Source organism: Microbacterium aurantiacum, assembly GCF_002872075.1.
GTDB lineage: Bacteria > Actinomycetota > Actinomycetes > Actinomycetales > Microbacteriaceae > Microbacterium > Microbacterium aurantiacum_A.
In genome coordinates this window covers 15804-41291 of record NZ_PGGU01000022.1, presented here as the reverse complement: position 1 = coordinate 41291, position 25488 = coordinate 15804, and the positions used below count along the sequence as shown (strand labels likewise).

The following is a 25488-nucleotide window of genomic DNA, read 5'->3' as shown; positions in this document are numbered from 1 at the left end:
CCCGGTCAGACCAGATCGCGCCAGTCGACGTCTTCCTCGTCGGAGACGCGGTTCGGACCGGTGATGACCGGCAGGCTCATCGTCTCGGTCGGAGGACCCATGATCGTGGCCTCGTCGCGGCGGTGCCGCAGCACCTCGTTGATGTAACTCGTCAGCACCTCGGCGAGAGGCACCGCGCGGCCCTGCGCCTGGGAGAGGTACCATCGGTGCTCCAGCACCTGATGGAACACCTCGGCCGGCTCCAGCTTCGCGCGCAGCTCGTAGGGGATGGCGCGCACGACGGGCTCGAACACGCGCGTCAGCCACTCGTGCGCGTACATCTCCTCGTCAGCCCACTGCTTGGTCGATCGTGCCCGGAACTCGTCCAGGTCGTTCAGCAGCCGACGTGCCTGGTTCTCCTCGACGTCGAGACCGGTGAGCCGGATCAGGCGGCGCTGGTGGTGTCCGGCATCCACCACCTTGGGCTGGATCTCGACGACGGCGCCGTCGGCGGTCGTCGACATCGACATCTCGTCGATGTCGAACCCCAGCGCGTTGAGCCGTTCCACGCGCTCGGTGATGCGCCACGTCTCGGATGCAGCGAAGGATTCCCCTGCCGTGAGCGCTGCCCACAGCGAGCGATAGGACGACACCAGGCCGTCGGCGATCGCGACGGCGTCGACACCGTGCTCGAGGCGACCGCCGGCGGCGAGATCCATGATCTCGCCGGCGATGTTCGTCCTGGCGATGTCCAGGTCGTACGATCGCTGCCCGTCGGTGAGCCCCTCTTCGTGCAGCTCACCGGTCTCGGCATCCACCAGATAGGCGGCGAATGCGCCAGCGTCACGCCGGAAGAGGGTGTTCGACAGCGACACGTCGCCCCAGTAGAAACCGACGTTGTGCAGGCGGACGAGGAGCAGTGCGAGAGCGTCGACGAGCCGGGTCGCGGTGTCGGGACGGAGCACGCGGGTGAACAGTGCGCGGTACGGCATGGAGAAGCGCAGGTGCGAGGTGACCAGTGCCGCGGGGAGGGGCTCGCCTCCGGCATCCGTCCGGCCGGCGATCACCGCGACACGATCGACGCACGGCACGTCGAGGCGGGACAGGTTGCCGAGCATGTCGTACTCGCGCTGCGCCATCTCGGCCGTCGTCTCCTTGACGGCGATGACGCGACCCGACAGATCGGCGAACCGCACAAGGTGACGCGACAGCCCCTTCGGGAGCGAGACGATGTGCTCGGAGGGCCATTTCGCCAGTGTTGTCGACCATGGCAGCGCCAGCAGGCCCGGGTCGACGGTGCTCGCGGTGATCCTCAGCGCGTCCTGCATGTGCTCTCCCGGGGTGAAACGACGCGGCGCGGACGACCAGAGGGTCGCCCGCGCCGCGAGGGTGTGGAACTCAGGAAGCCGAAGCCGAAGAGATGATCGGCTTGTCGTTCAGGCGCTCGCCCGTCTCGATGTCGAACGCGTGCACGTGCCCTGCGGACGCGGCCAGCGTGACCGTGTCGCCTGCGTTCGGGTGGCTGCGGCCGTCGACGCGAGCGACGAGGTCGGCGCGCTTGCCGTTGATCTCGGTGTGGCCGTAGAGGTAGCCGTCCGCGCCGAGCTCCTCGACGAGGTCGACGACGACGGACAGGCCCTTGCCGTCTGCCGGTCCGACGACGATGTCCTCCGGACGCACGCCAACGGTGACCTGGCTGCCGTGCGCACGGCCGACGGTGTCACGCTCGAGCGGAACGACCTCGGTTCCGAAGCGCACGCCGCCCTCGGCGAGGTCGGCGCTGAACAGGTTCATCGCGGGCGAGCCGATGAAGCCGGCGACGAACACGTTGTTCGGCTTCTCGTACAGGTCGCGCGGGGTGCCGACCTGCTGGAGCAGACCGTCCTTGAGGACCGCGATGCGGTCGCCCATGGTGAGGGCCTCGGTCTGGTCGTGGGTGACGTAGACCGTGGTGACGCCGAGACGGCGCTGGAGCGATGCGATCTGCGTGCGCGTCTGCACGCGGAGCTTGGCGTCGAGGTTCGACAGCGGCTCGTCCATGAGGAACACCTGCGGCTGGCGGACGATCGCGCGGCCCATGGCGACGCGCTGACGCTGACCACCCGAGAGGGCCTTCGGCTTGCGCGTCAGGTAGTCCTCGAGGTCGAGGAGCTTGGCTGCCTCGAGAACGCGCGTCGCGCGCTCGTCCTTGTTGACGCCGGCGATCTTGAGCGCGAAGCCCATGTTCTCGGCGACGGTCATGTGCGGGTACAGAGCGTAGTTCTGGAAGACCATCGCGATGTCGCGGTCCTTCGGGGGCACATCGGTGACGTCGCGGTCGCCGATGAGGATGCGGCCGGCGTTGACCTCTTCGAGGCCGGCGAGCATGCGGAGGGACGTGGACTTACCGCAACCCGAGGGGCCGACGAGAACGAGGAACTCGCCGTCTCCGACCTCGAGGTTCAGCTTGTCGACTGCGGGACGGGTGCCGCCGGGGTACAGGCGGGTCGCGTCGTCGAACGTTACAGATGCCATTGTTTCTCCTCACCGGCAGGTACGTGCCGGACGATCCGTTGTGATGGAAGCGGTGGAATGACCCACCGTGACCCTTCTTCGGGTCGCGATCAGTATGACATGGATCGGCGCACCTGGGTATTTCCCAGCCAGCCTGGTTAACATCGAAACCGGCCGCCTGCGCGCGGCGATCGCCGCCCCGTACGGCGATCGGGGTCCCGCCCCCACGAGACTCAAGAGGAACGATGTCGAGCGACGAAACGCCGAACGTCCCCACGACCCGCAACTCGCGCGAGGCCGTTCGGGAGAAGGCACAGCAAGTGCACGCCCAGCAGAGCAGGGCGCGCGTGATGCGACGCATCATCATCGGTGCCGTCGCGCTCGTCGCCGTCGGTGCGATCGGCACCGCCGTCACGATGGCTGTGAACTCCACTGTGAGCAAGCCGCAACTGACCCCGAGCGGCATGGAGGGCGACGGCGTGGCCGTCACCTCGGTCAGCGCCTCCTCGGCATCGGATGCGGCGGCGACGCCGACGCCCGCGCCCGGCGAAGCGGGAGAGACCGCGACGCCCACTCCGGCCCCGTCCGCCTCCGGACAGGTCGACATCCACATCTACGTCGACTACCTGTCCCCGGGTGCCGGCGAGTTCGAGCGTGCGAACGCCCGGCAGTTGGCGAGCTGGATCTCCGAAGGCGCGGTGACCGTGACCTACCACCCCGTCTCGCTGCTCACCGCCAGTTCGAACGGCACCAAGTACTCGCTTCGGGCCGCCGCGGCCGCGGCGTGCGTGGCCACCCATTCGCCGGAGCAGTTCTACACGTTCAACCACGAACTGCTGGGCGACCAGCCGGCGGTCGACAGCGACGGGCTCTCCGACGTGCAGCTGGCCGACCTCGCGGGCGCTGTCGGGGTCGACAACGCCAAGGCCGTGCGCTCCTGCATCGAGGACCAGGACTTCGTGACCTGGGCGAAGGAAGCCACCGCGCGGGCACTCGAAGGACCCCTCGCGGGTTCCGACGATCTCGTCCTGACGTCTGCCCCGATGATCGTCGCGAACGGCGAGGCCTACGTCGGAGCGCTCAAGGACCCTGCCGAGTTCTCGCAGTTCGTCCTCACCGTCGCCAGCGACGCGTACTACGCGACGCCGACCCCTGCGCCGGATTCGACCGAGACACCGGCCCCGACGGAGACCCCCGCGCCGTAACGCCCCCGGCCGCTCGGGCCGCGTCGCTTGTCGTAGACTCGGTGACGCAACGGCCCAGCGCGCCGCTCGCCGACTTAGCTCAGCTGGTAGAGCACCTGTCTTGTAAACAGGATGTCGCGGGTTCGAACCCCGCAGTCGGCTCTGACATCCCTCGGCAGGAGCGGAGCAATGGAGACCGAACCCGACGCGACGCTCGCCCGGATCGCGACCGATCTCTACGCCGTTCCGCCCGCCGATTTCATCGCCGCTCGGAACTCACGTGCATCCGAGACCGATGACGGCGAGCTCGCCGCACAGGTGCGTGCGCTGCGCAAGCCGTCGATCGCCGCCTGGGCTGTGAACGTCTTCGCCGGCGAGCGCAAGGACGAACTCGGCGAAGCCCTCCAGCTCGCAGAGGAACTCCGGGAAGCGCAGGCCGATCTCGATGCATCGGCTCTCGCGATGCTCGGACGCCAGCGCCGCGCGCTCACCGGGCGACTCGCAGAACGCGCGGCGGAACTGGCCACGGCGCGCGCTGCCCAGATCTCCGCGAGCACCCTCGAGGCCATCCGGCAGACGATCACCGCCGCCTTCTTCGACCAGGATGCGGCGCGCGCCGTCGCCTCCGGCCGGCTCATCCGCGAGCTGGAACCGTCTATTCCCATCGATCCGGCCTCGTCGGTCGCCGGTGGACTGGCCGGTTCCCCTCCGGCTCCGCCGTTGCCCGTCGACGAGGTCAGGGCGCGACGCGAGCGCCGGCAGGCCGTGCAGGCGGTCCAGGCCGCAGAGCGGGAGGCTACAGGCGCCGAACGCGACCACGCGAAGGCCGACCGCGCGTTCCGTGACGTCTCGGAGCGCGCCGATCAGCTGACCGCTCAGGTCGCGGAGCTCGAGGCCGAACTCGCTCGTGTGCGTGATCAGGTCGAGAAGGCGCGAGAGGAGATCGTCCGCGCGAAGGAGAGACGGGACACCGCGCAGGAGCGCGTCGTGACCGCGGGGCGTGCGATCGACGATGCCCGCAAGACGCTCGATCGGCTCTAGAGCGCGGGTGGTGCCTGCTCGGGCGTGGCGGCGTCACCGACGTAGTGCAGACGATGCGCGAGGATGACGGCATGGATGCGGTCGCGGGCGCCGAGCTTGGCCAGCACGCGTCCGACGTGCGTCTTCACCGTGGACTCGCTCACGTACAGCGTCTCCGCGATCTCGGCGTTGGTCTGCCCTCGGCCGATCGCGAGGAAGACGTCGCGCTCACGGTCGGTGAGAGTCGCGATCAGGCCGGTGGCGGGATCGACGACCGCGTCGGAGGCGGGCGATCCCAGGCCGGGAGAGACGTGCTCCAGCAGCATCCGGGTGATCCGAGGCGAGAGAGCAGCATCGCCCCGGTGCACGGCCCGCACCGCAGAGGTCAGTTCGTGGCGCTGTGCATCCTTCAGCAGGAACCCGCTGGCACCCGCGCGGATCGCACCGAAGGCGTACTCGTCGAGGTCGAACGTCGTCAGCACTAGCACGCGGGTGGACGGATGCCGGCGCACGATCGCCTCGGTGGCGGCGATGCCGTCGAGCCCCGGCATCCGGATGTCCATCAGGACGATGTCCGGATGCAGCGCCCCGGCCTGCGCGATGGCCGAAGTACCGTCATTCGCCTCTCCCACGACGGCGATGTCGGTCTCGGCCTCCAGTACCATGCGGAATCCCACCCGGATGAGTTCCTGGTCATCGACGAGCAGAACCCTGATCGGTTCAGGCATCGGTATTCCCTCTCTGATCGGGCGTCTGCGCGGGCAGCGCGGCACGCAGCATCCATCCTCCGCCGGCCGTCGGCCCGAACTCGAGCCGGCCGCCCGCGTGTGCGACGCGCTCGGAGAGCCCATGCAGTCCGAAGCCGGCCTCGCCGTCGGTGGGGGAGACGCCGTCGTTGGTGATCTCGATCGAGACCTCGTCGGCGGCGTGGTCGATGCGCACGTGGATCCTGGTCGCCTGGCGCGCATGGCGCATCGCGTTCGTGACGCCCTCCTGCACGATCCGGGAGACCGCATGGGTGAGGGTGGAACCCTCGGAGGCCGCCCCGGACACGCTGAGCGTCACCGGGTATCCGGCGCGCTGCGCCGCCGACACCGTCTCCAGGGGCGAAGGCGCCTGCAGCGGAGCGAGAGGCAGAGGAGACGCTCCGGCGGAGTCGTCGCGGAGCACTCCCAGCATCGCTCGCATCTCGCTGAGCGCGGTGCGTGCGGTCGTCGCCGTCGCCTCGGCTGCTGTCCTGGCGCGTTCCGCGTCCGGCGTGGCGGCCGCGCCCTCCGACAGCGCCACGATCACCGTGAGCGAGTGCGACACGATGTCATGCATCTCGCGGGCGATGCGGGCCCGTTCGGCGGCTGCCGCGAGCAGCGACTGCTGGTCACGCTCCACCAGCAGCTGACGGGAGCGATCGATGAGGGCGGCGAGGTATCGTCTGCGCTCGCCGACGTTGGCGCCGATCAGGGTGCCGATCAGGCTGAGGACGGTGGTCCCCAGCAGGCTGTTGATGCCGTCCTGCAGGGTGAGGCCGTCGCTGAGCACGAGGGCCGTCGCATATACCGCGAGCACCCCGAGCCCGATGCCGAAGGACGTCCACGCCGCCCGATTCGACACGTAAACGGCGATCGAATAGGAGGCGACGACGACCAGGGGCGATCCGCCGCCCAGCTCGAGCGGGAGCAGGATCGCCTCGGCGGTGAAAGCCGCGATGAACGGAACCAGGGCACGCGAGCGCCGCAGCAGCAGTGTCGTGTTCGCTGCGACGAGCAGCGCCGCCACGACGAACGGCGCCGGAACCGGCGTCTCGCGGATCACGAACCCGATCGGTCCGAGCTGACCGAGCAGGCAGAACAGCGCGATCAGGATGTCGGCGAGGCGCGGATGGCGTGCCCAGAACCGGCGGAGAACGCCGGGCGTACGCGGCAGCCGCAGCTCCTCGTCCTCACGGATCGAGTCGCTGCGGCTGCGCGGGGAGGTCACGACGAGACTCTACGCGTCACGGGTGCGCAGCACCGCCCAGGCGCCGACCATGCTGGCGACGACCCAGGCGGCGAGGGTCACATACGCCACGGGGGTGTCGAGTGCCGCGCCCTCGCCGGGGAGGATCGCGCTCTGCGCTGCGACCATCGGCAGGTAGTTCGCGAGGTCGGTGATCCACTTCCAGCTCTCGCCGCCGAACGAGAACATGCTGGCGACGATGGGGAGCACGAAGAGCACGCCCACCGTGGCTGCGATCGCACCGGCACCGGAGCGCAGCATGTACCCGAACCCGACGCCGATGAGCGCGAACACGGCCATCGCCAGGGAAGCCGCGAGAATCGGCAGCGCCGATGCCTCCGGGTCGGACCAATCGATCACCATGTCGTTCGGGGCGCCGACAGCGCTCACGACGAAGGCGGCGATCGTGAAGATGACGAGTGACGCGACGAGCAGGAACGCGGCGATCACGACCGCCTTGGACGCGAGCGCGGCTCCGCGCACCGGATTGGCGGCGAGAGTGGAGCGGATCATGCCGGTGGAGTACTCGCCGGTGACGGCGATCGAACCGAGGATCCCGGCCAGCAGCATCGTGAACTGGATCGGGCTGACCACGGCTCTGATCGCGTCGAAGCCGGGCGCATCGGCGGAGACCGCGATGAGGGCGGCGATGCCGACCGTGAGCACGCCGGTGATCGCGATCGACCACCAGGTCGAGCGCAGGGTGGCGATCTTGATCCACTCCGAGCGGAGCAGGCGGAGGAACGTCACGCGACGGCGGTCGGCTGCCACGTGGCTGGAACGGGTGAGCTGGGCTGCGGCGGTCATGCCACGACCTCCTCGAGCAGGGCGCCGGCTTCGGGCGCGGTGCGGGTGCGGTATTCGACGGAGTCGCCGGTGAGCGCGAGATATGCGTCCTCCAGCGAGCCCCTGGTCGGGGTCAGCTCGTGCAGCGGGATGCCGCGATCCGCGGCGAGGTCGCCGATGCGCGCGGCGGCGAGCCCGACGACCTCGAGCAGGTCGGGCTCGACACTGACGATCTCGACGTCGGCACCGTTCACGGCGGCGGCGAGGTCGGCGGGGCGGGGAGTGCGCACGCGCACCGTGCTGCGGGTCCAGTCGTGCACCAGCTGGTCCAGAGGCGCGTCGGCGAGCACCCGGCCGCGGCCCATCACGATCACGTGATCGGCTGTCTGCGCCATCTCGCTCATCAGGTGACTGGAGAGCAGAACCGTGCGTCCCTCAGAAGCCGCCTGGCGGACGAACTGGCGCACCCACAGCACTCCTTCGGGGTCGAGGCCGTTGACCGGCTCGTCGAGGATCAGCGTGTGCGGATCGCCGAGGAGGGCGGCGGCGATGCCGAGACGCTGGCCCATGCCGAGCGAGAACTTTCCGGCGCGCTTGTTCCCCACGGAGCCGATGCCGGCGAGGTCGATGACCTCGTCGACGCGGGATGCGGGGATGCCGTGAGTCGCCGCCATCGCGCGGAGGTGGTTCCGGGCGGTGCGACCGGTGTGCACGGCTTTCGCGTCGAGGAGCACGCCGACTTCGGTGAGGGGCGCGCGCAGGCGGCGATACTCGCGGCCGCCGATCGTGGCGCGACCGGCGGTCGGCCGGTCGAGGCCGACGATCAGGCGCATGGTGGTGGACTTCCCGGCACCGTTCGGCCCGAGGAAGCCGGTGACGCTCCCCGGTCTGACGGTGAACGACACGTCCTGGACGGCGGTCTTGTCTCCGAACCTCTTCGTGAGGCCTTTTGCTGTGATCATGCTTCCACGCTAGGAGGGGGCATCGGTCCCTCGCGTCCTCCGCAGGTACCGTTTCTCGCCGCGGGGATTCCTCCTGCGGCGGGCGGTCAGGCCGGTGGACGCCCGAAGAGCGCGGGGTCGACCGGGCGCAGCCTGAGGGGGAGATTCTCCACCACGAGAAGGTACGACTCGGTCACGAGCTCTGCGATCAGATCGGCGTCGAGTGTCTTTCCCGGCATCAAGGTGATCCAGTGTTTCTTGTTCATGTGGTACCCGGGGACGATGTCGGGGAACGTCTCACGCAGCGCCACGGCATCGTCGGGGTGTGACTTGAGGGTCACTCGGCCGGTCCCGTCCAGAGGCGTCAGCAGGAAGACCCGGCCGCGCACCTTGAAGACGTCCCATTCAGGGCCGAACGGGTTCTCCCGCTCGGATCCGGGGAGCTCCTCGGCGCGTGCCGAGGCGAGCGAGGTCAGGTCTGCGGCATCCATGGTGCTCGATCCATGATGCTCAGAAGAGCCGATCCGTGCCCTTGTCGTCGGCGCGGGGTACGGCGATCACGCGCTCGTCGAGCGATGCCGCGGCCAGCAGCGCCGCGTCGATGAGCTCACGGTCGCCCTGCGCCCTCAGCCAGTCGCGCGCGAACGGCGTCGGGATCAGCACGGGCATGCGGTCGTGGACGCCGGCCAGGTGCGCGGGTGCCGGGCGCATGACGATCGAGTAGCAGGTGAACCATTCGCCGTCGGCGGTGCGTCCTCGCTGAGTGACGGCGGCCATGCCGAAGAGGCCGCCGCCGTCGAGGCCGAACTCATGCCATACCCGCTCGGGCTTCTTCATCTCGTACCAGCCGGTCGCCGGGACGATCGCACGCGAGCGCAGGCTGCCCGGTCGCTCCTGCAGCCGTTCCGAGCGCGTGTTGATCGAGGGGAACCGCGAGGGGGCGCCGTCGATCAGGAACCCCCACCACGCGGGCTCCACCGCGGTCTCGCCGTCGGCATCGATGATGACCGGATTGAGGTTGCGGAGGTTCTTGCCCGTCGGTCTCAGCGTCTCGCCGGCGTTCTCGCGAGCCCACGCGCGCAGGCCGTCGAGGATCTCCTCATCGACGGCGGAGATGAGCTCCGCATCGGTGAACCGGGGATCCAGACCGTAGCTCGCGCACATGCAGACAGGGTAGCGCCGACCCCGGACATCCGCTCGGGTAGGGTCGGACCCGTGACCGAGAAGCGCGCGCTCCCCGCCCCGGTGGCGCTCGGCGGAGCCGTCGCGATCGGCGCGATGACCGCGATCCAGGCCCGCATCAACGGCGTCCTCGGGGTGCGGGTCGACGACGGCATCGTCGCCGGATTCCTCTCCTTCGCCGTCGGTCTCCTCGTGCTCGTCGTCGTGATCCCGTGCATCCCTTCCGCCCGTGCAGGCACCGCGCGGCTGTGGAGCGGCATCCGCCGGCAGGAGATCCCGTTCTGGATGCTGCTCGGCGGCGCCTGCGGCGCCCTCACCGTCTCCACCCAGGGCGTCACCGCCGGAGTGCTCGGGGTGTCACTGTTCACGGTCGGGGTCGTCGCCGGGCAGACCCTGCACGGACTGGTCCTGGACAGGATGGGCTTCGGTCCGGCCGGCGTGGTCGCCGTCACACCCGGGCGTGTGCTCGGCGGCGCGCTCGCGCTCGCCGCGGTCGGTATATCGCTCGGCGGTGACGTGCTTGCGACCGCACCGCTGTGGATGCTGCTGCTGCCCTTCGCCGCCGGCGTCGGAATCGCCTGGCAGGCGGCGACCAACGGCCGGCTCGCCCAGCGGGTGCGCTCGCCCATGGCCGCCACACTGATGAGCTTCATCGCGGGGACGATCGCGCTCGCGGCGGCGGCATCGATCAGCGTCGCCTTCCGCGGCCTGCCGAATGCGCTCCCGGCGGAGCCGTGGCTGTACCTCGGCGGACTCCTCGGCTTCGCCTACATCCTGCTCGGTGCGTTCATCGTCGCGCACACGGGTGTGCTCCTGATGGGTCTCGGCTCGGTGCTCGGACAGCTGAGCGCATCGGTCGTGATCGATCTGCTCTGGCCGGCGACGGCAGGGCCTGCCCCGTGGCAGCTCATCGCGATGGTGGCCGTGGCAGCGGCATCCGTCGTCGTCGCGATCCCGTGGTGGCGTCGCCGCCGTTGATACGGGTCCTGGCGTCGGCTACTTCTTCTTCGCCTTCTTCGGCATCCGCGTGACGAGCCGTCGGGCGTCGACGGGCTTGCGCCGCCCCGCCTTCTTCCCCGCCGGTTTGCCGCCGACGTAGAGCCAGCCCAGCAGTTCCTCGTCCTTGGTCAGGCCGTGCGCCTTGGCGACCGCCTTCGATCGCGTGTAGTGCCCCGTGCGCCAGAACACACCCCACCCCGCGTCGTCCAGCAGCAGGCTCAGCGTGTGTGCGACGCCGGAGGCGACGGCCTCCTGCTCCCAGCGCGGCACTTTGCTCTTGCGGTAACTGGCGACCACGGCGATCAGCAGCGGGGCGCGCAGCGGCTTCGAAGACGGCGACTTGTCGCCCTCGGCCTTCGCGATCGCCGCTGCCAGCGCCTCGCGGTCGCCGCCGCGCAGTTCGATGAGTCGCCACGGGCGCAGCGACGAATGATCGGCGACGCGACCCGCCGCGGACACCAGGGTCAGCAGCTCCTCGTGCGAGGGCGCGTCGTCGGTGACCTTCGACCAGGACTGCCGTGAACGGACGGCGTCCAGCACGCTCACGATTCGTCCGGCGTGAAGTTCATCGCGATCGAGTTCATGCAGTACCGGTCCCCGGTCGGCGTGCCGAATCCGTCCGGGAACACGTGGCCGAGGTGGGATCCGCAGTTCGCGCAGCGCACCTCTGTGCGCACCATTCCGAGGGTCGCGTCCTCGATCAGCTGGACCGCGTCCGGACGGATCGACTCGTAGAAGCTCGGCCATCCGCATCCCGAGTCGAACTTGGTGCCGCTCTTGAACAGCTCGGCACCGCACGCGCCGCAGGTGTAGAGACCCGCGCGCTTCTCGTCAAGCAGCTCGCCCGTCCAGGCACGCTCCGTCGCGGCCTGACGCAGCACCGCGTACTGCTCGTCGCCGAGCTCTCGGCGCCACTCGTCTTCGGTCTTGTCCACGCTGTACGGCATGAGTCCTCCTGTGTCCCTCCCATTCTCTCGCGTCTGCGGTCGTGGCGGGCCACGCGGGTGAGAATGGGAGCATGACGGATGCCGTGCGCCAGCGCTTCCTGCGCTTCGCGCGGGAGGAGGCTCCCGGTCGCAGCGAGCTGTACGTCGAGTGGGCGTCGGGCGTCGCCGGCGACCCGGAGATGCAGAGCCTCCTCGCGCGCATCCCCGAGACCCGCCGTCAGCCGCCGCTGGTCTTCGCGGTCACCCGGATGCTCGGTGCCGCCCTCGCGGACTATCCTCTCTGGCGCGCCTTCGTACTCGCACACGCCGACGAGGTCGTCGCAGAGTGCTCGCGGAGGCAGCTCCAGACCAACGAGCCGCTCCGGCTCGCCCCGCTGCTGCCCGTGCTGTCGGAGATCGCCGGCCCCATCGCCCTGCTCGAGGTGGGGGCGGCCGCGGGGCTCTGCCTGTATCCGGACCGCTACTCCTACCGCTTCTCCGGCTCGAACGGCTCCTTGCGCGCGGCGCTCGACCCGGTTGACGGGCCGTCGCCCGTCGTGCTCGAGAGCATCACCGACGGCCCGATTCCCGGATTGCGGATGCCGGAGGTCGTCTGGCGTGCGGGAATCGACCTCGCACCGCTGGACGCCGGCGATGATCGCGATCGTCGCTGGCTCCGGGGACTGGTCTGGCCGGGGGAAGAGGGGCGGGAGGAGCGTATCGCGGCGGCTCTCGACATCGCCGCGTCCGAACCGGCGCTGCTCGTCGCCGGTGATGCGCGGGATCGACTGCACGTGCTCGCGGCCGAGGCCCCGACCGGCGCGACGCTGGTGATCACCACACCGGGCGTTCTCATCCACATCCCGCGTGCCGATCGGCTCGCGCTCGTCGGGCAGATCCGCCGGCTGCGAGCGAGGTGGGTGACCATCGATCCTCCCGGCCTGCTCGACGTGTGGGAACCGGCCGTCGATGCGGAGTCGTGGCCCGGCTTCGTGGTCGCCCTCGACGGTGCGGTGCGTGCGTCCGCCGATCCCTTGGGCCGATGGTGGGAGTGGCGCGCGGGCGATCCGGCCGATCCGTCCTAGCCTGGACCCATGCTCGGAGACCTGACGGAGCGCGATCGCGCGATCCTCGCGCTCGAGGCCGCCTGGCCGCGGCACGGCGGTGCGAAGGAAGAGGTCATCCGCACGCAGCTCGGGATGAGCGCGGCCCGGTACTACCAATTGCTGTCGCGACTGATCGACTCGGACATCGCCCTGGAGTACGACCCGATGCTGGTGCGGCGGCTCCGTCGCATCCGCGACTCCCGCGCCGCACGTCGCGCCGCACGCGTTCCCGGTTTCGTGAGCTGACGCCCGGGTCGCCCGGCCGGGGTCGGCACGATGCGGATTCGCAGACGGGTGCCGCTAGCATCGAGGGGTGTCCAAGCCCACTCGAGATCGCTTCGATGACGTCCCCCGTTCTTCCGGACGCGTAGGAGCGCACCGCGCCGAAGCCCCCGGCATGAACGGCTGGGTCGTGCTGCTGTGGTCGTTCGTCGCCGCACTGGTGCTCATCATCGGCGGCATCTTCGTCGCGCTCGTCATGATGGGACGCATCACCCTGTTCCCCGAACCAGAGCCGACCGTCGCTCCGACCCCGGTGGAGACCGGGATCGTCGACACGACGTACGCGGTGATGATCCTCAACGGCACCGCAGAGGAGAGCCTGGCCGCGCAGATGCGCGATGTGCTGCTGACCAGCGGCTGGCCCGCCGAGAACGTCTCGGCCGGCGACAGCAGCAGCCAGGATTTCGCGTCGACCACGGTGTATTACGTCGCCGAGGCGGATGAGCTCGCAGCCATCGGGCTGGCGAACCTGATCGGGGGCGCCGCCGTGCAGCAGAGCGACTTCTATGCCGGCGAGACGGTGACGGATCAGAAGCAGCTCACCGTGGTGATCGGGCTCGATCGGTCGACGACCGCTCCGGAGCCGACCGAGACTCCCGCGGAGTAGTACCCCTCCTCGCAGCTTGCACTCGAAGGGGTCGAGTGCCAGAATGGCGTTAGCACTCTCTCAGTCTGAGTGCTAAACCCAACGTCTACGTCCAGGAGGGACGACAAAACTCATGGCAAAGATCATCGCTTTCGATGAGGAGGCCCGCCGCGGCCTCGAGCGTGGCCTGAACATCCTCGCCGACGCTGTCAAGGTGACCCTCGGCCCGCGCGGCCGCAACGTCGTGCTCGAGAAGAAGTGGGGCGCCCCCACGATCACGAACGACGGCGTGTCCATCGCCAAGGAGATCGAGCTGGACGACCCGTTCGAGAAGATCGGTGCGGAGCTCGTCAAGGAGGTCGCCAAGAAGACCGACGACGTCGCCGGTGACGGAACCACCACCGCCACCGTCCTCGCTCAGGCCCTCGTCCGCGAGGGGCTGCGCAACGTCGCAGCCGGCGCAGACCCGATCTCGCTCAAGCGCGGCATCGAGAAGGCCGTCGCCGCGATCACCGCGGAGCTGCTCTCCAGCGCCAAGGAGATCGAGTCGAAGGAGCAGATCGCCGCCACGGCATCCATCTCCGCCGCCGACCCCGCGATCGGCGAGCTCATCGCCGAGGCGATCGACAAGGTCGGCAAGGAGGGCGTCGTCACCGTCGAGGAGTCGCAGACCTTCGGCACCGAGCTCGAGCTCACCGAGGGCATGCGCTTCGACAAGGGCTACCTGAACCCGTACTTCGTCACCGACCCGGAGCGCCAGGAGGCGGTCTTCGAGGACGCGTACATCCTCATCGCGAACCAGAAGATCTCGAACATCAAGGACCTTCTGCCCATCGTCGACAAGGTGATCCAGGACGGCAAGGAGCTCGTCATCATCGCCGAGGACGTCGAGGGTGAGGCTCTCGCGACTCTGGTGCTGAACAAGCTCAAGGGCATCTTCAAGTCGGTCGCCGTCAAGGCTCCCGGCTTCGGCGACCGCCGCAAGGCGCAGCTGCAGGACATCGCGATCCTCACCGGCGCTCAGGTCATCACCGAAGAGGTCGGCCTCAAGCTGGAGAACGCCACGCTCGACCTGCTCGGCCGTGCGCGCAAGGTCATCGTCACCAAGGACGAGACCACCATCATCGAGGGTGCGGGCGAGGCTGACCAGATCGAGGGTCGCGTCACCCAGATCCGTCGCGAGATCGAGAACACCGACAGCGACTACGACCGTGAGAAGCTCCAGGAGCGTCTCGCCAAGCTCGCCGGTGGCGTCGCCGTCATCAAGGCGGGGGCTGCGACCGAGGTCGAGCTCAAGGAGCGCAAGCACCGCATCGAGGACGCCGTTCGCAACGCGAAGGCTGCCGTCGAAGAGGGCATCGTCCCCGGCGGTGGCGTCGCGCTGATCCAGGCCGGCACCAAGGCACTCGCAACGCTCGAGCTCACGGGTGACGAGGCGACCGGCGCGAACATCGTCCGCGTCGCCATCGAGGCTCCGCTCAAGCAGATCGCGCTGAACGCCGGTCTCGAGCCCGGTGTCGTCGCGAACAAGGTCGCCGGCCTGCCTGCAGGTCACGGCCTCAACGCCGCGACCGGCGAGTACGGTGACCTGTTCGCACAGGGCATCATCGACCCGGCCAAGGTGACGCGCTCCGCGCTGCAGAACGCCGCCTCGATCGCGGCTCTGTTCCTCACCACCGAGGTCGTCGTCGCCGACAAGCCTGAGAAGGCCGGCGCTCCGATGGGCGACCCGTCTGGTGGCATGGACTTCTGAGTCCCGCTTCCTCGCACAGAAACGCCCCGGCCTCTCGGCCGGGGCGTTTCTGCGTTCCGCGGAGGGGGATCAGCGGAACAGGCTGGCCGAGTACTGGTCGGCGTCGGCGTACTGCATGGCGGCAGCGCCGAGGGCCGTGCCGATCGACTCCAGAACCTGCTCGACGTGCAGCTGCGCGCCGCGCCACTGCTCGCTGCAGGTCTGGAAAGCGGTGGACGCGCTGCCGGTCCAGGACGACTGCAACTGGTTGAGCTGAGCCATCAGGGTGGTGGACTCGCTCTGCAGGCGGGCCATGGTGGCGTGAGCCGCGCCGTTCGCGGCCTGCACGGCCTCGGTGTCGACGGTGAAGACGGACATGGGAACTCCTCTCGATGGAGTTCCGAACCTATTCGCCGACCGGTCCGCTGTCGGGTCGAAGACGCGGCCGTCCCCGCGTGTTGTGCACAAGCCGCGGAGTCGAGGAACGGTGCAGGACGACTTCGTTACAGCTCGAGCCGATCGAGGGGCTGCGTGTCCTCCATCAGGTGAGCGGGCGTCGCCCGGGAGGGGGCGAGGGGCAATGTGACGGTGAAGGTGGCGCCGCCGCCCGCGGTCTCGGTGACGGCGACGGAACCGTGCAGCGCCTTCACGATCGACGAGACGATCGCCAGGCCGAGGCCTGAGCCGCCGGTCTCCCTGGCGCGAGACGTGTCCGCTCGCCAGAACCGTTCGAAGATCTGCTCGCGGATCTGCGGGGGGATGCCCTCGCCGTGGTCGACGACCGCGATGCTCCCGGTGCCGCGCACACGATCGGCGTCGACGACGATCTCGATCGGACTGTCTTCCGGGGAGAACCGGCGAGCGTTGCCGAGCAGGTTCGTCACCACTTGGCGCACCTTGTTCTCCTCGCCGAGGACGATCGGCGGCGTGCGCACGGGGAGGTCTGCCGATTCGGTGAAGTCGATCGCCGGCACCTCCCCGGAGGGAGTGCGCGGTTTCCGGCGCAGCCGGGCGAGTGTGGCTCCGGCGAGTCCTCGGGGCGCCGCTGAGTGCGTGTCGGTGCGCACCGTGACGGTGTACGTGGGCGGTGCGGCGGCCGCCTCGCCGGTCAGGTCGACCACGGTGACGGTCCGCCCGGGAGCTGCGGCGCGGAGATCGAGCGCGGCGTCGCGTGCGATCGGGCGGAGGTCGAGAGGTTCGATCTCGGGTTCGCGCTCCTCGTCCAGGCGGGCGAGAGCGAGGAGGTCCTCGACGAGCACGCCCATCCGGATCGCCTCCTTCTCGATGCGCTCCATGGCGCGGGCGGTGTCCTCGTCGCCGCGGATGGCACCCATGCGATACAGCTCGGCGTAGCCGCGGACGCTGACGAGCGGCGTGCGCAGCTCGTGGCTGGCGTCTCCGATGAAGCGGCGCATATGCCGCACCGTTCGATCCCGCTGAGCGAGCGATCCGTCGACGCGGTCGAGCATCGTGTTGATGGCGGAATTGAGCCGGCCGACCTCCGTGGTCGGCTCGAGATCGGTGAGACGCTGGCTGAAGTCGCCGGCGGCGATCGACATCGCCGTGGACTCCACCTGCCCGAGCCTGCGGAAGGTGAGCGTCACGAGCCCCCGGGTGAGCAGGGCGGCGATGAAGATGGTGATCAGTGCGACGGTCGTGTAGATGCCGAAGTACTGCCCGATGATCCGATCCACCTCGTCGAGCGGCATTGCGGCGAGCTGCACGCGATAGGCGCCGTCATCGCCCTCCACCACGGCGACCGCGGCACGGAACGAACTGCCGCCCTCCCCGTCGAGGGTGAACCGGAGGTCGAGGTCCGCCGTGGCGCGCTGCAGCGAGTACTTCGTGGGGAAGTCCGGCGAGGGACCGCTGCCCGCCGTGGCCGCCAGTCGTCCGTGGTGATCGTAGACGGCGAAGGAGAAATCCCGCGGCATCTCGACCTGCGAATAGGTGGTCACGCCGTCCTGCGTGGTGATCTCGAAGAAGCGGCCGGTGAGATCGCTGGAGACCAGCGAAGGCAGCTGTGCGTCGATGTTCGCGATGAGGGAGTTGCGCAGCATCGGCACGGTCCCGATCCCCGCGATCAGGAGTCCCAGGGCGAGTACCGCGACGGTGACGCCGGTGACCTTCGCACGCAGGCTGATGCTTCGCCACCAGTGGGTGACCGCATCCGGCTTGTGCGCCATGCGGTCCTCCCGTGCGACGTCGTGCCGCCGGCCCGGCGGCGAATGGATCGCCGGCCGAGTAGCCGGCGGTGGGGATCGCCTCAGATCGACTTGCCGACCTTCAGCATGTAGCCGAAGCCCCGCTTGGTCTGGATGAGCGACTCCTCGGTGTGCGGGTCGATCTTGCGGCGGAGATAGGAGATGTAGCTCTCCACGATGCCCGCATCGCCGTTGAAGTCGTACTCCCAGACGTGATCGAGGATCTGCGCCTTGGAGAGCACGCGGTTCGGGTTGAGCATCAGGTAGCGCAGCAGCTTGAACTCCGTCGGGCTCAGCTCGATCGGCTCCTTGCCGACGTGCACGTCGTGCGTGTCCTGGTCCATCGAGAGTTCGCCGGCACGGATGATCGACTCCTCGTCGGCCTGCATCGTGCGCCGCAGGATCGCCTGGGCCCTCGCCACGATCTCATCGAGGCTGAAGGGCTTCGTGACGTAGTCGTCGCCGCCCGCGTTCAGGCCCTCGATCTTGTCGTCGGTGCCGTCCTTCGCGGTGAGGAACAGGATCGGTGCCGTGAAACCCGCACCGCGGAGGCGCTTGGTGACGCTGAAGCCGTTCATGTCCGGCAGCATCACGTCGAGGATGATGAGGTCGGGTTCCTCCTCCAGCACCGCCGAGATGGTGGCGGCGCCGTTGGCGACCGTCTTGACCGAGAATCCGGCGAAGCTCAGCCCCGTGGAGAGGAGGTCGCGGATGTTGGGTTCGTCATCGACGACCAGGATGCGCGCTGCAGTCATGTCCCCATTATGGTGACTTCCGCGATGAGCAGGCTGATTATCCGCCGGAGCGGCGGTTCACGCCCGTAGTGCGGCGTCGACCGCCTGGCTGATCGCGCCCTCGATCGGCGCCTCCGGATCCACCGTGATGCGGTGCAGCAGCAGCCCGTCGCCGGTTGCCATCAGGAACGCGGTATGCACCGCTGCGGTCTCGCCGCCGAGGTCGAAGAGGATGCTGCGGACCCACTGCTCCATGCCCGCGCGTTGCAACCGCAGTGGAACGACTGCCTCGTCATCGGCCTCGAGGAACAGGGCGTACCGGGCGCGGGTGCGAGCAGCGAGCGGACCGGACTGCGCTTCGATCATCCGGGTCAGCGCCGCGATGAGCTGGGCGCGGCTGTGGATCTCGGGGACGCCCGCGTCCGCGCGTTCCTGCATGGCGATCCATTCGATCACGCCGGCGACCAGAGCTGCTCGGGTCCGGAAGTGATTCGAGGTCGAACCGGGCGGGAGAGACGCTGCGGCATCCACTCGTCCATGCGTGAGCGCGCGCACACCCTCGGTCCCTACGAGGATCACTGCGGCATCCAGGGCGCGTTCTCGAGTGCTGCTCACGCTCCGAGACTAGAGGTACTACGAACTTAGTGACAAGAAACTATGAAAGTAGTAATCTGTGAGCAGGGCCGAGTCGACCCGGAGAATGCAGCGACTTGGAGGTCTCGTCATGGACATACCGGCATCCCCTCAGGAATCCTCCCGAAGGGAGTGGTCCCCTCCGCTTCCCGAGGCCGCCGGCTTCGAGCACGCGATGATCGAGACCCCCGGGCTTCGCACGCACGTCGCGTCCATCGGCGAGGGGGATCCCGTCGTGATGCTGCATTGCTTTCCGGGACACTGGTGGCAGTGGCATGTCATCGCGCCGGCGATCGCAGCCCACGGGTATCGGGTGATCTGCCCCGATCTGCGCGGCTCCGGGTGGACGGAGGCCGCGGACCCGCGATTCGGTCCGGACTCGCAGCGGGACGACGTCGTGGCCGTGCTCGACGCACTCGGCATCCAGCGGGCGCACTTCGTCTGCCACGACATGGGGGCGATCTCGGGGATGCAGCTCTCGTACCTGCATCCGGAGCGCGTGCGCACGATGGTCGAGCTCGCCGTGCCACCCGGGTTCATGGAGTTCACACCGAAGATCATGCCCGCTTTCGCGCACATGCCGGCGCTGCTCGGGCATCGCCCGGGCCGGTCACTGCGCTACCTCTTCAGTCCGCGCTACATGGCGCACCCGATGACGGACGCGACGATCGACGCGTACCTTCGCGTGCACCAGCGCCCCGAGGTCGAACAAGCGGTGCGGGCGCTGTACCGGGGCCTGGTGATCCCCGTCTCCTTCCGCATCATGAGGGGGATCTACAAGCGGATGCGGCTGCACCCGCCGACCCTGGTCGTCTTCGGACTCGAGGACGGTCCGTTCGCCGAGCCGACGGCCCGCCGCATCTGCCGGAAGCATGCGGAGCACGCCGACCGTTTCGAACTCGCATTCGTCGACGATGCGGCTCACTTCATCACGGACGATGCGCCGGATGCCGTCGTCCGGCTCGCGATCGATTGGTTCGAATGTGAGGGAGGGGCCGCCTAGTCAGGCGGCCAGGGCGTCCGCATCCATGATCGTGTAGCTGTAGCCCTGCTCGGCGAGGAACCGCTGGCGATTCTGCGCGTAGTCCTGATCGATCGTGTCGCGGGCGACGAGCGTGTAGAAGCTCGCGGTGTGCCCGGACTGCTTGGGGCGCAGAAGCCGGCCGAGGCGCTGAGCCTCCTCCTGGCGGGAGCCGAACGAACCGGAGACCTGGATGGCGACGGAGGCCTCCGGCAGATCGATCGAGAAGTTCGCGACCTTCGACACCACGAGCAGCGAGATCTCGCCCTCGCGGAACTTCGCGTACAGTTCCTCGCGCTCCTCGATCGGCGTCGCTCCCGTGATCGACGGCGCGTTCAGCGACTCGGCGAGCGTCTCGAGCTGATCCAGGTACTGTCCGATCACGAGGATGCGTTCGCCCGGGTGCTTGGCGATCAGGTCCTTCACGGCGTCGATCTTCGCGGGTGCGGACGCCGCGAGCCGGTAGCGCTCGTCGTCGGTCGCTGCGGCGTACTCCAGGCGATCGCTCGGCGGAAGGTCGACCCGCACCTCGTAGCACGCGGCAGGGGAGATGAAGCCCTGCGCCTCGATCTGCTTCCATGGCGCATCGAATCGCTTCGGACCGATCAGGCTGAACACGTCGCCCTCGCGCCCGTCCTCGCGCACCAGGGTCGCGGTGAGGCCGACTCTGCGTCGAGCCTGCAGATCGGCGGTCAGCTTGAAGACCGGGGCCGGCAGCAGGTGCACCTCGTCGTACACGATGAGGCCCCAGTCCAGGGCGTCCAGAAGCGCGAGATGGGCGTACTGGCCCTTCCGCTTCGCGGTGAGGATCTGGTACGTCGCGATCGTCACCGGCTTGACCTCCTTGGCCTGGCCGGAGTACTCGCCGATCTCCTCGGCGGTGAGGCTCGTGCGCTTGAGCAGCTCGTCGCGCCACTGCCGCGCCGAGACGGTGTTGGTGACCAGGATCAGGGTGGTGGTCTTCGTCGCGGCCATCGCCCCGGCGCCGACGATGGTCTTGCCGGCGCCGCAGGGGAGGACCACGACGCCGGAGCCGTCCTTGCTGAACGCGTCGACCGCGTCCTGCTGGTACGGGCGGATCTGCCACCCGTCCTCGGCGAGTTCGATCGGATGGGGCGTTCCCGGCGTGTAGCCGGCAAGGTCTTCGGCCGGCCATCCGATCTTCAGGAGCTCCTGCTTGATCTGACCGCGCGCCCACGCGTCGACCACGAACGTGTCGGGAGCGGGGTGGCCGATCAGAAGCGGCTGGATGCGCTTGTTGTTCGCGACCTGGGTGAGCACAGCAGGGTCGGAGGAGCGCAGGATGAGGGTGCCCTCGTCGTCGCGCTCGATGACCAGCCGTCCGTATCGGCCCACGGTCTCGCGCAGGTCGACGGCCACCGACGGCGGCACCGGGAAGCGCGACCAGCGGTCGAGCGTCTCCAGCATGTCCTCGGCCGTGTGGCCGGCGGCACGGGCGTTCCACAGGCCCAGACGGGTGATGCGGTATGTGTGGATGTGCTCTGGTGCGCGCTCGAGTTCGGCGAAGATCGCCAGTTCGTGGCGGGCGCTCTCGGCATCGGCGTGGGCGACCTCGAGGAGCACGGTGCGATCGCTCTGGACGATCAGGGGGCCATCAGACATAGCTGTCCAGTCTATCGTCGTGCGATCGCACCGGGGGTCGGTCGCATGACGGCCGATGCGCTCCGCCGCGCATCCGGCTCACTGCTCGACGACGACGGCGGCGCGGATGCTGGAGACCGGAAGGGTCCGCTCGACATCGGCGGCGCGATCCCGACCGCGCAGTCGTCCGCCGCCCAGCCCCGTCGCCTCCAGCAGCAGATCGCGGGTCGATCCGTCCGGCATGCCCACGGTCACCTGCAGCACCGCCTTCGCACGGACCGCCGCTTCCAGTTCTCGATCGAGCCACGCGGCGTCGGCATCCGGCCCCTGCTGCGCGCGCAGACGCACCAGCAGCGGCGTGTAATCCGGGACCACGAAGACGGGTCCCGTCGTCGCCGGGTTCCGGTCGGCGATGAGGACCGTGCCGTCGGCGTCGACGAGCGTCGCGGGGTAGCGGGCGTCGGTGAGCGCCCAGTAGACGGTGTCACGTCCCACGCGGGAGGTCAGCGATGCCTCCATCCGGCTGAGAGCGAGGGGACGCAGGGCCTGGTCGACGGCGATCGCGTCGATCAGGTGTCGGTCGATGCTGTCGATGCGGGTGCGCCCGCTCTCGGCATCCGTCGACACCCGCACCAGCCCGTGGCGCTGAGCGGTCTGGACGATGAGGTAGCTCAGAGGCTGCGGGATGCCGGTGAGCGAAAGCGATCCGAGGAACTCGAGGATCGATTCCTCGGTCTCGCCGGCGGCCAGCGCATGCGCGATCGACTCCACCGTGAAGCGATAGGACGAGGCCTGAGCCGCCGACTCCCGAGCGGCGATGGTCCGCAGACGCACGTCGAGTGCCGGAGCGAGCGGGCCGGGCGCGATCGCGCTGAGATCGTTCTGCAGGAAGATGCGATCGACCTCCGCGGGGAGCAGGGCCGTCAGCGGGCCGGCGTCGACCTGTCCGCCCTCGCGCAGTGGCACTGTCCATTCGGGCTCAGTGCCGTCGTCCGCGACCAGACCGAGCAGACGGGCGCGCTCCATCAATGCTGCGCAGCGCTCGGGCCAGGACGGATCCCATGGATGCGCCTGCGGCCAGGAGGACAGTTCGGGCCAGCCGCCGGCATCCTGTCGAAGACCGCGGGGCAGCGCCTGGAGGAAACCCTCCGCCAGGCGTTCCCAGCGATCGCCGACGCCGGCGTGCAGCCAGTGCTCGGTCTCGGCGGAGACGCGGAGCCGTCTCCCGTCCGCCCTGACCAGGTCCGCGTCCACGGCGATCGCCAGCAGGGAATCGATGGACTCCGCCGGCACACCGGACTCGGCGAGCAGGCGCTTCTCGCCGGCGCTGACCCCGCCACCGGCGAGCAGCGCCAGAGGCGTCTCCCGGGCGTGCAGCAGCAGATCGGCCAAGGAGGTCACCGTCGTGAAGGCGCTCTCTGCCGCTCGTGCGGCGCTCTCCTCAGATGCGGGCGAGCGCGGCTCTCCCGCGACGCCGTCGGGGACCGAGCGGCCGGCCACGAGGGCCAGCACGGGCGGGTACGGCGTGCCGTCCGGACGGAGCAGCCCCAACGCGGTCAGCCCGGCACGCTCCGCGCCTGCGTCGCCGCCGTCGACGGCGATCCGCAGCGCGGCCGCCTCGCGGAGGGTCAGCCGTGGCAGCATCCGGGCCAGCGATGCCGGCTCGAGCAGTGCTTCCGCGGCGTCGAAGTAGTCGTTCCACCCGGCATCCGTCCGCACGCCGCGTGCGGTGAACAGCGCTGCCAGCTCCGCATCGCTCGACGCGGCCAGCCAATCAGCAAGCGGACGCGCGTGAGTGCTCATGTCGAGTGCCTCAGGACCGCGAAGCCGCGCGTCCCTTGCGGACGAAGCTCATCACGAGCAGCGAGATGATCATCACGAAGGCGACAGGAAGGCCCAGGAGCGGAATGACTGCGACGATCGGCCAGAGTCCCTCACCGAACGCGGCCTGATCCATGCCCATGCCGCTGCCGATGATGATCGCGAAGAAGCACAGCACGGACGCTGCGGCGAGCCCGAGCGCGCTGAATGCCAGGATCCGGTCGACCGGACGGACGGAGACCTCCGGTCCGGAACTATGCGTGCTCATCTGCCCCAGCCTACTCGCACTGCGGTGCCGGGATCCGCGCGGTCCCGGTAGGCTGAGGGCGGATGCGTCTCGGCGCGCCTTCTGTTCGATTTCTATAGCGAGGTACTCCCATGCCCACCGGCAAGGTCAGGTTCTACGACGACGACAAGGGTTTCGGCTTCATCGCCAGCGATGACGGCCAGGACGTGTTCCTGCACGCCTCCGCCCTTCCCGCTGGTGCTGCCGTGAAGGCCGGTGCGCGGGTGGAGTTCGGCGTGGCCGACGGCAAGCGCGGCCTGCAGGCGCTCTCGGTGCGCGTCCTCGAGGCGCCGCCGAGCCTGGCGAAGGCGCAGCGCAAGCCGGCCGACGACATGGCGATCATCGTCGAGGATCTCGTGAAGCTCCTCGACGAGATGGGCGGCGACCTTCGTCGTGGCCGTTACCCGTCCTCCGGCCACGGCCGCAAGATCGCAGCAGTTCTGCGCAAGGTAGCCGATGACCTCGAAGCCTGACGCCGACGAGCGTCTCCTCGGAGCACACGATCTCGCGCTGGATGCCCTGCGCGAGATCACTCCGGCGTCGACCATCGGCCCCGCGGCGGGCTACCTCCTCGAGGACGACGGCTCGGTCTCGCTGCGCTTCGAGAACCGGCTTCCGGGGTACCCCGGCTGGCACTGGACGGTCACGGTCGCCCGCGTCGCTGACGCGGAGCCGACGGTCCTGGAGATCGAGCTCCTCCCCGGCGACGGCGCCCTGCTGGCACCGGAATGGGTGCCCTGGGTCGAGCGCCTCGCCGAATACCGTGCGCACCAGGTCGAGCTCGCCGAGCAGGCTGCCGCAGCTGCGCTCGACGCCGACGAGGTCGACGAGTTCGTGGCCGACGACGACGTCGAGGACGAGCTCGAAGACGACGACGAGCTCGACGACGACCAGGAAGCGGACATCCTGCACGCCGGAGACCTCGACGGCGTCGACATCGATGAGTTGGACGATTCTGCCGTCGGCTTCGACGAGGACGACGATGATGACGACGACGACGCGGATGACTCCGCGGACGCCGACGACGAGGAATAGCAGCTCGCGCCGGTGACGGCGCGCTGACTCGCGTCCGGCGATGCGCCGGTGACGGTGCTGTCCTCGACCGGTGACGCGCCGGACGCCGGTGAACCGGAGTTACGCCCCGGAGTTCGCCAGCACGTAGTCCAGCGCCCGCGTCAGCTGACGCACATCGTCCGGCTCGATCGAGACGAACGTCGCCACGCGCAGCTGGTTGCGGCCGAGCTTGCGGTACGGCTCGGTGTCGACGATTCCGTTCGCACGCAGCGTCTTCGCGACGGCCGCAGCGTCCACGCTGTCGTCGAAGTCGATGGTGACGACGACGGGGGAGCGGTGCGCGGGGTCGGTGACGAACGGGGTCGCGACAGCTGATGCCTCGGCCCAGTCGTACAGCACCGCAGACGACTCCGCAGTACGGGCGGATGCCCACTCCAGACCGCCGTTCGCGAGGATCCAGCCGAGCTGGCTGTCCAGCAGGTGCAGGGTCGTCAACGCCGGGGTGTTCAGCGTCTGGTTGAGTCGGGAGTTGTCGACGGCGTTCTTCAGGCTGAGGAACTCCGGGATGTAGCGGTCGGATGCGGCGATCCGCTCGATCCGCTCGATGGCCTCCGGCGACACGACCGCGAACCACAGGCCGCCGTCCGAGCCGAGGTTCTTCTGCGGAGCGAAGTAGTAGACGTCGGCCTGGGTCGGGTCGAAGTCGATGCCGCCCGCGGCGCTCGTCGCATCGATGACCGTCAGGGCGCCGTCCGCGGGCACCCGCTCGATGGGAGCCGCCACTCCGGTGGAGGTCTCGTTGTGCGGCCAGGCGTAGACGTCGATGCCCTGGGCGATCTCGGCCGACGCGCGCGAACCGGGTTCCGCCTTGCGCACATCCGGCGCTTCGAGCCACGGAGCACCTGCCGCAGCGGCGAACTTGCCGCCGAACTCCCCGAAGACGAGGTTCTGGCTGCGACGTTCGA

The 25488-nt window shown here is 69.1% G+C and carries 28 protein-coding genes and 1 tRNA gene; 11 read left to right on the top strand and 18 right to left on the bottom strand.

Going from position 1 to position 25488, the window contains the following annotated elements:
• Positions 1 to 5 precede the first annotated feature (5 nt).
• Positions 6 to 1307, bottom strand: coding sequence for a DUF4032 domain-containing protein (locus CUR96_RS15395; protein ID WP_102194216.1), 1302 nt, complete (start codon positions 1305 to 1307; stop codon positions 6 to 8).
• 70 nt (positions 1308 to 1377) lie between these two features.
• Positions 1378 to 2493, bottom strand: coding sequence for an ABC transporter ATP-binding protein (locus tag CUR96_RS15390; protein ID WP_102194215.1), 1116 nt, complete (start codon positions 2491 to 2493; stop codon positions 1378 to 1380).
• Positions 2494 to 2717: 224 nt separating this feature from the next.
• Here CUR96_RS15390 and CUR96_RS15385 point away from each other — a divergent pair, with 224 nt between their 5' ends.
• The 3 genes from CUR96_RS15385 to CUR96_RS15375 all read left to right on the top strand — a co-directional run bounded on the left by CUR96_RS15385 (position 2718) and on the right by CUR96_RS15375 (position 4697).
• On the top strand, positions 2718 to 3677 hold the full coding sequence (locus CUR96_RS15385; RefSeq protein WP_102194214.1) for a DsbA family protein: 960 nt from the start codon (positions 2718 to 2720) through the stop codon (positions 3675 to 3677).
• A gap of 68 nt (positions 3678 to 3745) precedes the next feature.
• Positions 3746 to 3818: transfer RNA gene (locus tag CUR96_RS15380), tRNA-Thr, on the top strand.
• Between the two features lie 27 nt (positions 3819 to 3845).
• Positions 3846 to 4697 (top strand): transposase, encoded by an 852-nt coding sequence (locus CUR96_RS15375; RefSeq protein WP_102194213.1) that lies wholly within the window; start codon positions 3846 to 3848, stop codon positions 4695 to 4697.
• Here the strand turns inward: CUR96_RS15375 and CUR96_RS15370 are convergent.
• The 6 genes from CUR96_RS15370 to CUR96_RS15345 all read right to left on the bottom strand — a co-directional run bounded on the left by CUR96_RS15370 (position 4694) and on the right by CUR96_RS15345 (position 9559).
• Positions 4694 to 5404, bottom strand: coding sequence for a response regulator transcription factor (locus CUR96_RS15370; protein WP_102194212.1), 711 nt, complete (start codon positions 5402 to 5404; stop codon positions 4694 to 4696). The genes CUR96_RS15375 and CUR96_RS15370 overlap by 4 nt on opposite strands.
• Positions 5397 to 6650, bottom strand: a complete 1254-nt coding sequence (locus CUR96_RS15365; protein ID WP_102194211.1) for a sensor histidine kinase — start codon at positions 6648 to 6650, stop codon at positions 5397 to 5399. The genes CUR96_RS15370 and CUR96_RS15365 overlap by 8 nt, the downstream gene beginning before the upstream one ends.
• 9 nt (positions 6651 to 6659) lie before the next feature.
• Positions 6660 to 7475, bottom strand: coding sequence for an ABC transporter permease subunit (locus CUR96_RS15360; protein ID WP_102194210.1), 816 nt, complete (start codon positions 7473 to 7475; stop codon positions 6660 to 6662).
• On the bottom strand, positions 7472 to 8416 hold the full coding sequence (locus tag CUR96_RS15355) for an ABC transporter ATP-binding protein (protein ID WP_102194209.1): 945 nt from the start codon (positions 8414 to 8416) through the stop codon (positions 7472 to 7474). Before CUR96_RS15355 ends, CUR96_RS15360 begins: the two co-directional genes overlap by 4 nt.
• Before the next feature lie 86 nt (positions 8417 to 8502).
• Positions 8503 to 8886 carry an MmcQ/YjbR family DNA-binding protein gene (locus tag CUR96_RS15350; protein WP_102194208.1) on the bottom strand — a complete coding sequence of 128 codons (384 nt, stop codon included), beginning with the start codon at positions 8884 to 8886 and terminating at the stop codon, positions 8503 to 8505.
• Between the two features lie 19 nt (positions 8887 to 8905).
• Positions 8906 to 9559, bottom strand: coding sequence for an SOS response-associated peptidase family protein (locus CUR96_RS15345; RefSeq protein WP_102194207.1), 654 nt, complete (start codon positions 9557 to 9559; stop codon positions 8906 to 8908).
• An 81-nt stretch (positions 9560 to 9640) separates the two neighbouring features.
• Between CUR96_RS15345 and CUR96_RS15340 the strand changes: the two genes are divergently transcribed.
• On the top strand, positions 9641 to 10555 hold the full coding sequence (locus CUR96_RS15340; protein WP_102194245.1) for a DMT family transporter: 915 nt from the start codon (positions 9641 to 9643) through the stop codon (positions 10553 to 10555).
• Positions 10556 to 10573: 18 nt separating this feature from the next.
• On the opposite strand, the gene CUR96_RS15335 is transcribed toward CUR96_RS15340, so the two are convergent.
• Positions 10574 to 11122, bottom strand: a complete 549-nt coding sequence (locus CUR96_RS15335) for a nitroreductase family protein (RefSeq protein WP_102194206.1) — start codon at positions 11120 to 11122, stop codon at positions 10574 to 10576.
• A complete protein-coding gene (msrB, locus tag CUR96_RS15330; protein ID WP_102194205.1) occupies positions 11119 to 11523 on the bottom strand; it encodes a peptide-methionine (R)-S-oxide reductase MsrB in 405 nt (134 codons plus the stop codon). Before msrB ends, CUR96_RS15335 begins: the two co-directional genes overlap by 4 nt.
• Positions 11524 to 11594: 71 nt before the next feature.
• On the opposite strand from msrB, the gene CUR96_RS15325 reads away from it, so the two are divergent.
• The 4 genes from CUR96_RS15325 (at position 11595) to groL (ending at position 15229) form a co-directional block, all read left to right on the top strand.
• Entirely contained in the window at positions 11595 to 12587 is a 993-nt protein-coding gene (locus tag CUR96_RS15325; protein WP_102194204.1) for a DUF2332 domain-containing protein, read from the top strand.
• Positions 12588 to 12596: 9 nt separating this feature from the next.
• Positions 12597 to 12854 (top strand): DUF3263 domain-containing protein, encoded by a 258-nt coding sequence (locus CUR96_RS15320; protein ID WP_102194203.1) that lies wholly within the window; start codon positions 12597 to 12599, stop codon positions 12852 to 12854.
• A 67-nt stretch (positions 12855 to 12921) separates the two neighbouring features.
• A complete protein-coding gene (locus CUR96_RS15315) occupies positions 12922 to 13497 on the top strand; it encodes a LytR C-terminal domain-containing protein (RefSeq protein ID WP_245861352.1) in 576 nt (191 codons plus the stop codon).
• Positions 13498 to 13609: 112 nt separating this feature from the next.
• The gene (groL, locus tag CUR96_RS15310; protein WP_102194201.1) at positions 13610 to 15229 is read left to right on the top strand and encodes a chaperonin GroEL; all 1620 of its coding nucleotides are present in this window, start codon (positions 13610 to 13612) and stop codon (positions 15227 to 15229) included.
• 69 nt (positions 15230 to 15298) lie between these two features.
• On the opposite strand, the gene CUR96_RS15305 is transcribed toward groL, so the two are convergent.
• The 4 genes from CUR96_RS15305 to CUR96_RS15290 form a co-directional block, all read right to left on the bottom strand.
• Positions 15299 to 15586: a WXG100 family type VII secretion target gene (locus CUR96_RS15305; protein WP_102194200.1), complete on the bottom strand. Its 288-nt coding sequence runs from the start codon at positions 15584 to 15586 to the stop codon at positions 15299 to 15301.
• 125 nt (positions 15587 to 15711) lie between these two features.
• Positions 15712 to 17394, bottom strand: coding sequence for a sensor histidine kinase (locus CUR96_RS15300; RefSeq protein ID WP_102194199.1), 1683 nt, complete (start codon positions 17392 to 17394; stop codon positions 15712 to 15714).
• A gap of 80 nt (positions 17395 to 17474) precedes the next feature.
• Entirely contained in the window at positions 17475 to 18167 is a 693-nt protein-coding gene (locus CUR96_RS15295; RefSeq protein WP_102194198.1) for a response regulator transcription factor, read from the bottom strand.
• A gap of 57 nt (positions 18168 to 18224) precedes the next feature.
• Complete coding sequence (locus tag CUR96_RS15290; protein ID WP_102194197.1) at positions 18225 to 18761, bottom strand: TetR/AcrR family transcriptional regulator; 537 nt, start codon at positions 18759 to 18761, stop codon at positions 18225 to 18227.
• Positions 18762 to 18870: 109 nt separating this feature from the next.
• Between CUR96_RS15290 and CUR96_RS15285 the strand changes: the two genes are divergently transcribed.
• On the top strand, positions 18871 to 19782 hold the full coding sequence (locus CUR96_RS15285; RefSeq protein WP_102194196.1) for an alpha/beta fold hydrolase: 912 nt from the start codon (positions 18871 to 18873) through the stop codon (positions 19780 to 19782).
• Here CUR96_RS15285 and CUR96_RS15280 read toward each other — a convergent pair whose 3' ends face one another.
• The 3 genes from CUR96_RS15280 to CUR96_RS15270 form a co-directional block, all read right to left on the bottom strand.
• Positions 19783 to 21423, bottom strand: a complete 1641-nt coding sequence (locus tag CUR96_RS15280; RefSeq protein WP_102194195.1) for a DNA repair helicase XPB — start codon at positions 21421 to 21423, stop codon at positions 19783 to 19785.
• 78 nt (positions 21424 to 21501) lie between these two features.
• On the bottom strand, positions 21502 to 23205 hold the full coding sequence (locus CUR96_RS15275; protein WP_102194194.1) for a helicase-associated domain-containing protein: 1704 nt from the start codon (positions 23203 to 23205) through the stop codon (positions 21502 to 21504).
• Between the two features lie 10 nt (positions 23206 to 23215).
• On the bottom strand, positions 23216 to 23491 hold the full coding sequence (locus CUR96_RS15270) for a multidrug ABC transporter ATPase (RefSeq protein ID WP_102194193.1): 276 nt from the start codon (positions 23489 to 23491) through the stop codon (positions 23216 to 23218).
• A 110-nt stretch (positions 23492 to 23601) separates the two neighbouring features.
• Here CUR96_RS15270 and CUR96_RS15265 point away from each other — a divergent pair, with 110 nt between their 5' ends.
• Together CUR96_RS15265 and CUR96_RS15260 are read left to right on the top strand one after the other, a co-directional pair.
• Positions 23602 to 23982 (top strand): cold-shock protein, encoded by a 381-nt coding sequence (locus tag CUR96_RS15265; protein ID WP_102194192.1) that lies wholly within the window; start codon positions 23602 to 23604, stop codon positions 23980 to 23982.
• Positions 23966 to 24544 (top strand): DUF3027 domain-containing protein, encoded by a 579-nt coding sequence (locus CUR96_RS15260; RefSeq protein ID WP_102194191.1) that lies wholly within the window; start codon positions 23966 to 23968, stop codon positions 24542 to 24544. The genes CUR96_RS15265 and CUR96_RS15260 overlap by 17 nt, the downstream gene beginning before the upstream one ends.
• Positions 24545 to 24643: 99 nt before the next feature.
• Here CUR96_RS15260 and serC read toward each other — a convergent pair.
• Positions 24644 to 25488: phosphoserine transaminase (gene serC / locus CUR96_RS15255; RefSeq protein ID WP_245861349.1), on the bottom strand; the 845-nt coding region annotated here is incomplete at its 5' end.

Excerpts from the sequence above, each read along its gene's own strand:
- CUR96_RS15395 (WP_102194216.1), bottom strand. The coding sequence starts at position 1,307 with ATGCAGGACGCGCTGAGGATCACCGCGAGCACCGTCGACCCGGGCCTG.
- CUR96_RS15390 (WP_102194215.1), bottom strand. The coding sequence starts at position 2,493 with ATGGCATCTGTAACGTTCGACGACGCGACCCGCCTGTACCCCGGCGGC.
- CUR96_RS15385 (WP_102194214.1), top strand. The coding sequence starts at position 2,718 with ATGTCGAGCGACGAAACGCCGAACGTCCCCACGACCCGCAACTCGCGC.
- CUR96_RS15375 (WP_102194213.1), top strand. The coding sequence starts at position 3,846 with ATGGAGACCGAACCCGACGCGACGCTCGCCCGGATCGCGACCGATCTC.
- CUR96_RS15370 (WP_102194212.1), bottom strand. The coding sequence starts at position 5,404 with ATGCCTGAACCGATCAGGGTTCTGCTCGTCGATGACCAGGAACTCATC.
- CUR96_RS15360 (WP_102194210.1), bottom strand. The coding sequence starts at position 7,475 with ATGACCGCCGCAGCCCAGCTCACCCGTTCCAGCCACGTGGCAGCCGAC.
- CUR96_RS15355 (WP_102194209.1), bottom strand. The coding sequence starts at position 8,416 with ATGATCACAGCAAAAGGCCTCACGAAGAGGTTCGGAGACAAGACCGCC.
- CUR96_RS15350 (WP_102194208.1), bottom strand. The coding sequence starts at position 8,886 with ATGGATGCCGCAGACCTGACCTCGCTCGCCTCGGCACGCGCCGAGGAG.
- CUR96_RS15345 (WP_102194207.1), bottom strand. The coding sequence starts at position 9,559 with ATGTGCGCGAGCTACGGTCTGGATCCCCGGTTCACCGATGCGGAGCTC.
- msrB (WP_102194205.1), bottom strand. The coding sequence starts at position 11,523 with ATGCCGTACAGCGTGGACAAGACCGAAGACGAGTGGCGCCGAGAGCTC.
- CUR96_RS15325 (WP_102194204.1), top strand. The coding sequence starts at position 11,595 with ATGACGGATGCCGTGCGCCAGCGCTTCCTGCGCTTCGCGCGGGAGGAG.
- CUR96_RS15320 (WP_102194203.1), top strand. The coding sequence starts at position 12,597 with ATGCTCGGAGACCTGACGGAGCGCGATCGCGCGATCCTCGCGCTCGAG.
- groL (WP_102194201.1), top strand. The coding sequence starts at position 13,610 with ATGGCAAAGATCATCGCTTTCGATGAGGAGGCCCGCCGCGGCCTCGAG.
- CUR96_RS15305 (WP_102194200.1), bottom strand. The coding sequence starts at position 15,586 with ATGTCCGTCTTCACCGTCGACACCGAGGCCGTGCAGGCCGCGAACGGC.
- CUR96_RS15300 (WP_102194199.1), bottom strand. The coding sequence starts at position 17,394 with ATGGCGCACAAGCCGGATGCGGTCACCCACTGGTGGCGAAGCATCAGC.
- CUR96_RS15295 (WP_102194198.1), bottom strand. The coding sequence starts at position 18,167 with ATGACTGCAGCGCGCATCCTGGTCGTCGATGACGAACCCAACATCCGC.
- CUR96_RS15285 (WP_102194196.1), top strand. The coding sequence starts at position 18,871 with ATGGACATACCGGCATCCCCTCAGGAATCCTCCCGAAGGGAGTGGTCC.
- CUR96_RS15280 (WP_102194195.1), bottom strand. The coding sequence starts at position 21,423 with ATGTCTGATGGCCCCCTGATCGTCCAGAGCGATCGCACCGTGCTCCTC.
- CUR96_RS15275 (WP_102194194.1), bottom strand. The coding sequence starts at position 23,205 with ATGAGCACTCACGCGCGTCCGCTTGCTGATTGGCTGGCCGCGTCGAGC.
- CUR96_RS15270 (WP_102194193.1), bottom strand. The coding sequence starts at position 23,491 with ATGAGCACGCATAGTTCCGGACCGGAGGTCTCCGTCCGTCCGGTCGAC.
- CUR96_RS15265 (WP_102194192.1), top strand. The coding sequence starts at position 23,602 with ATGCCCACCGGCAAGGTCAGGTTCTACGACGACGACAAGGGTTTCGGC.
- CUR96_RS15260 (WP_102194191.1), top strand. The coding sequence starts at position 23,966 with ATGACCTCGAAGCCTGACGCCGACGAGCGTCTCCTCGGAGCACACGAT.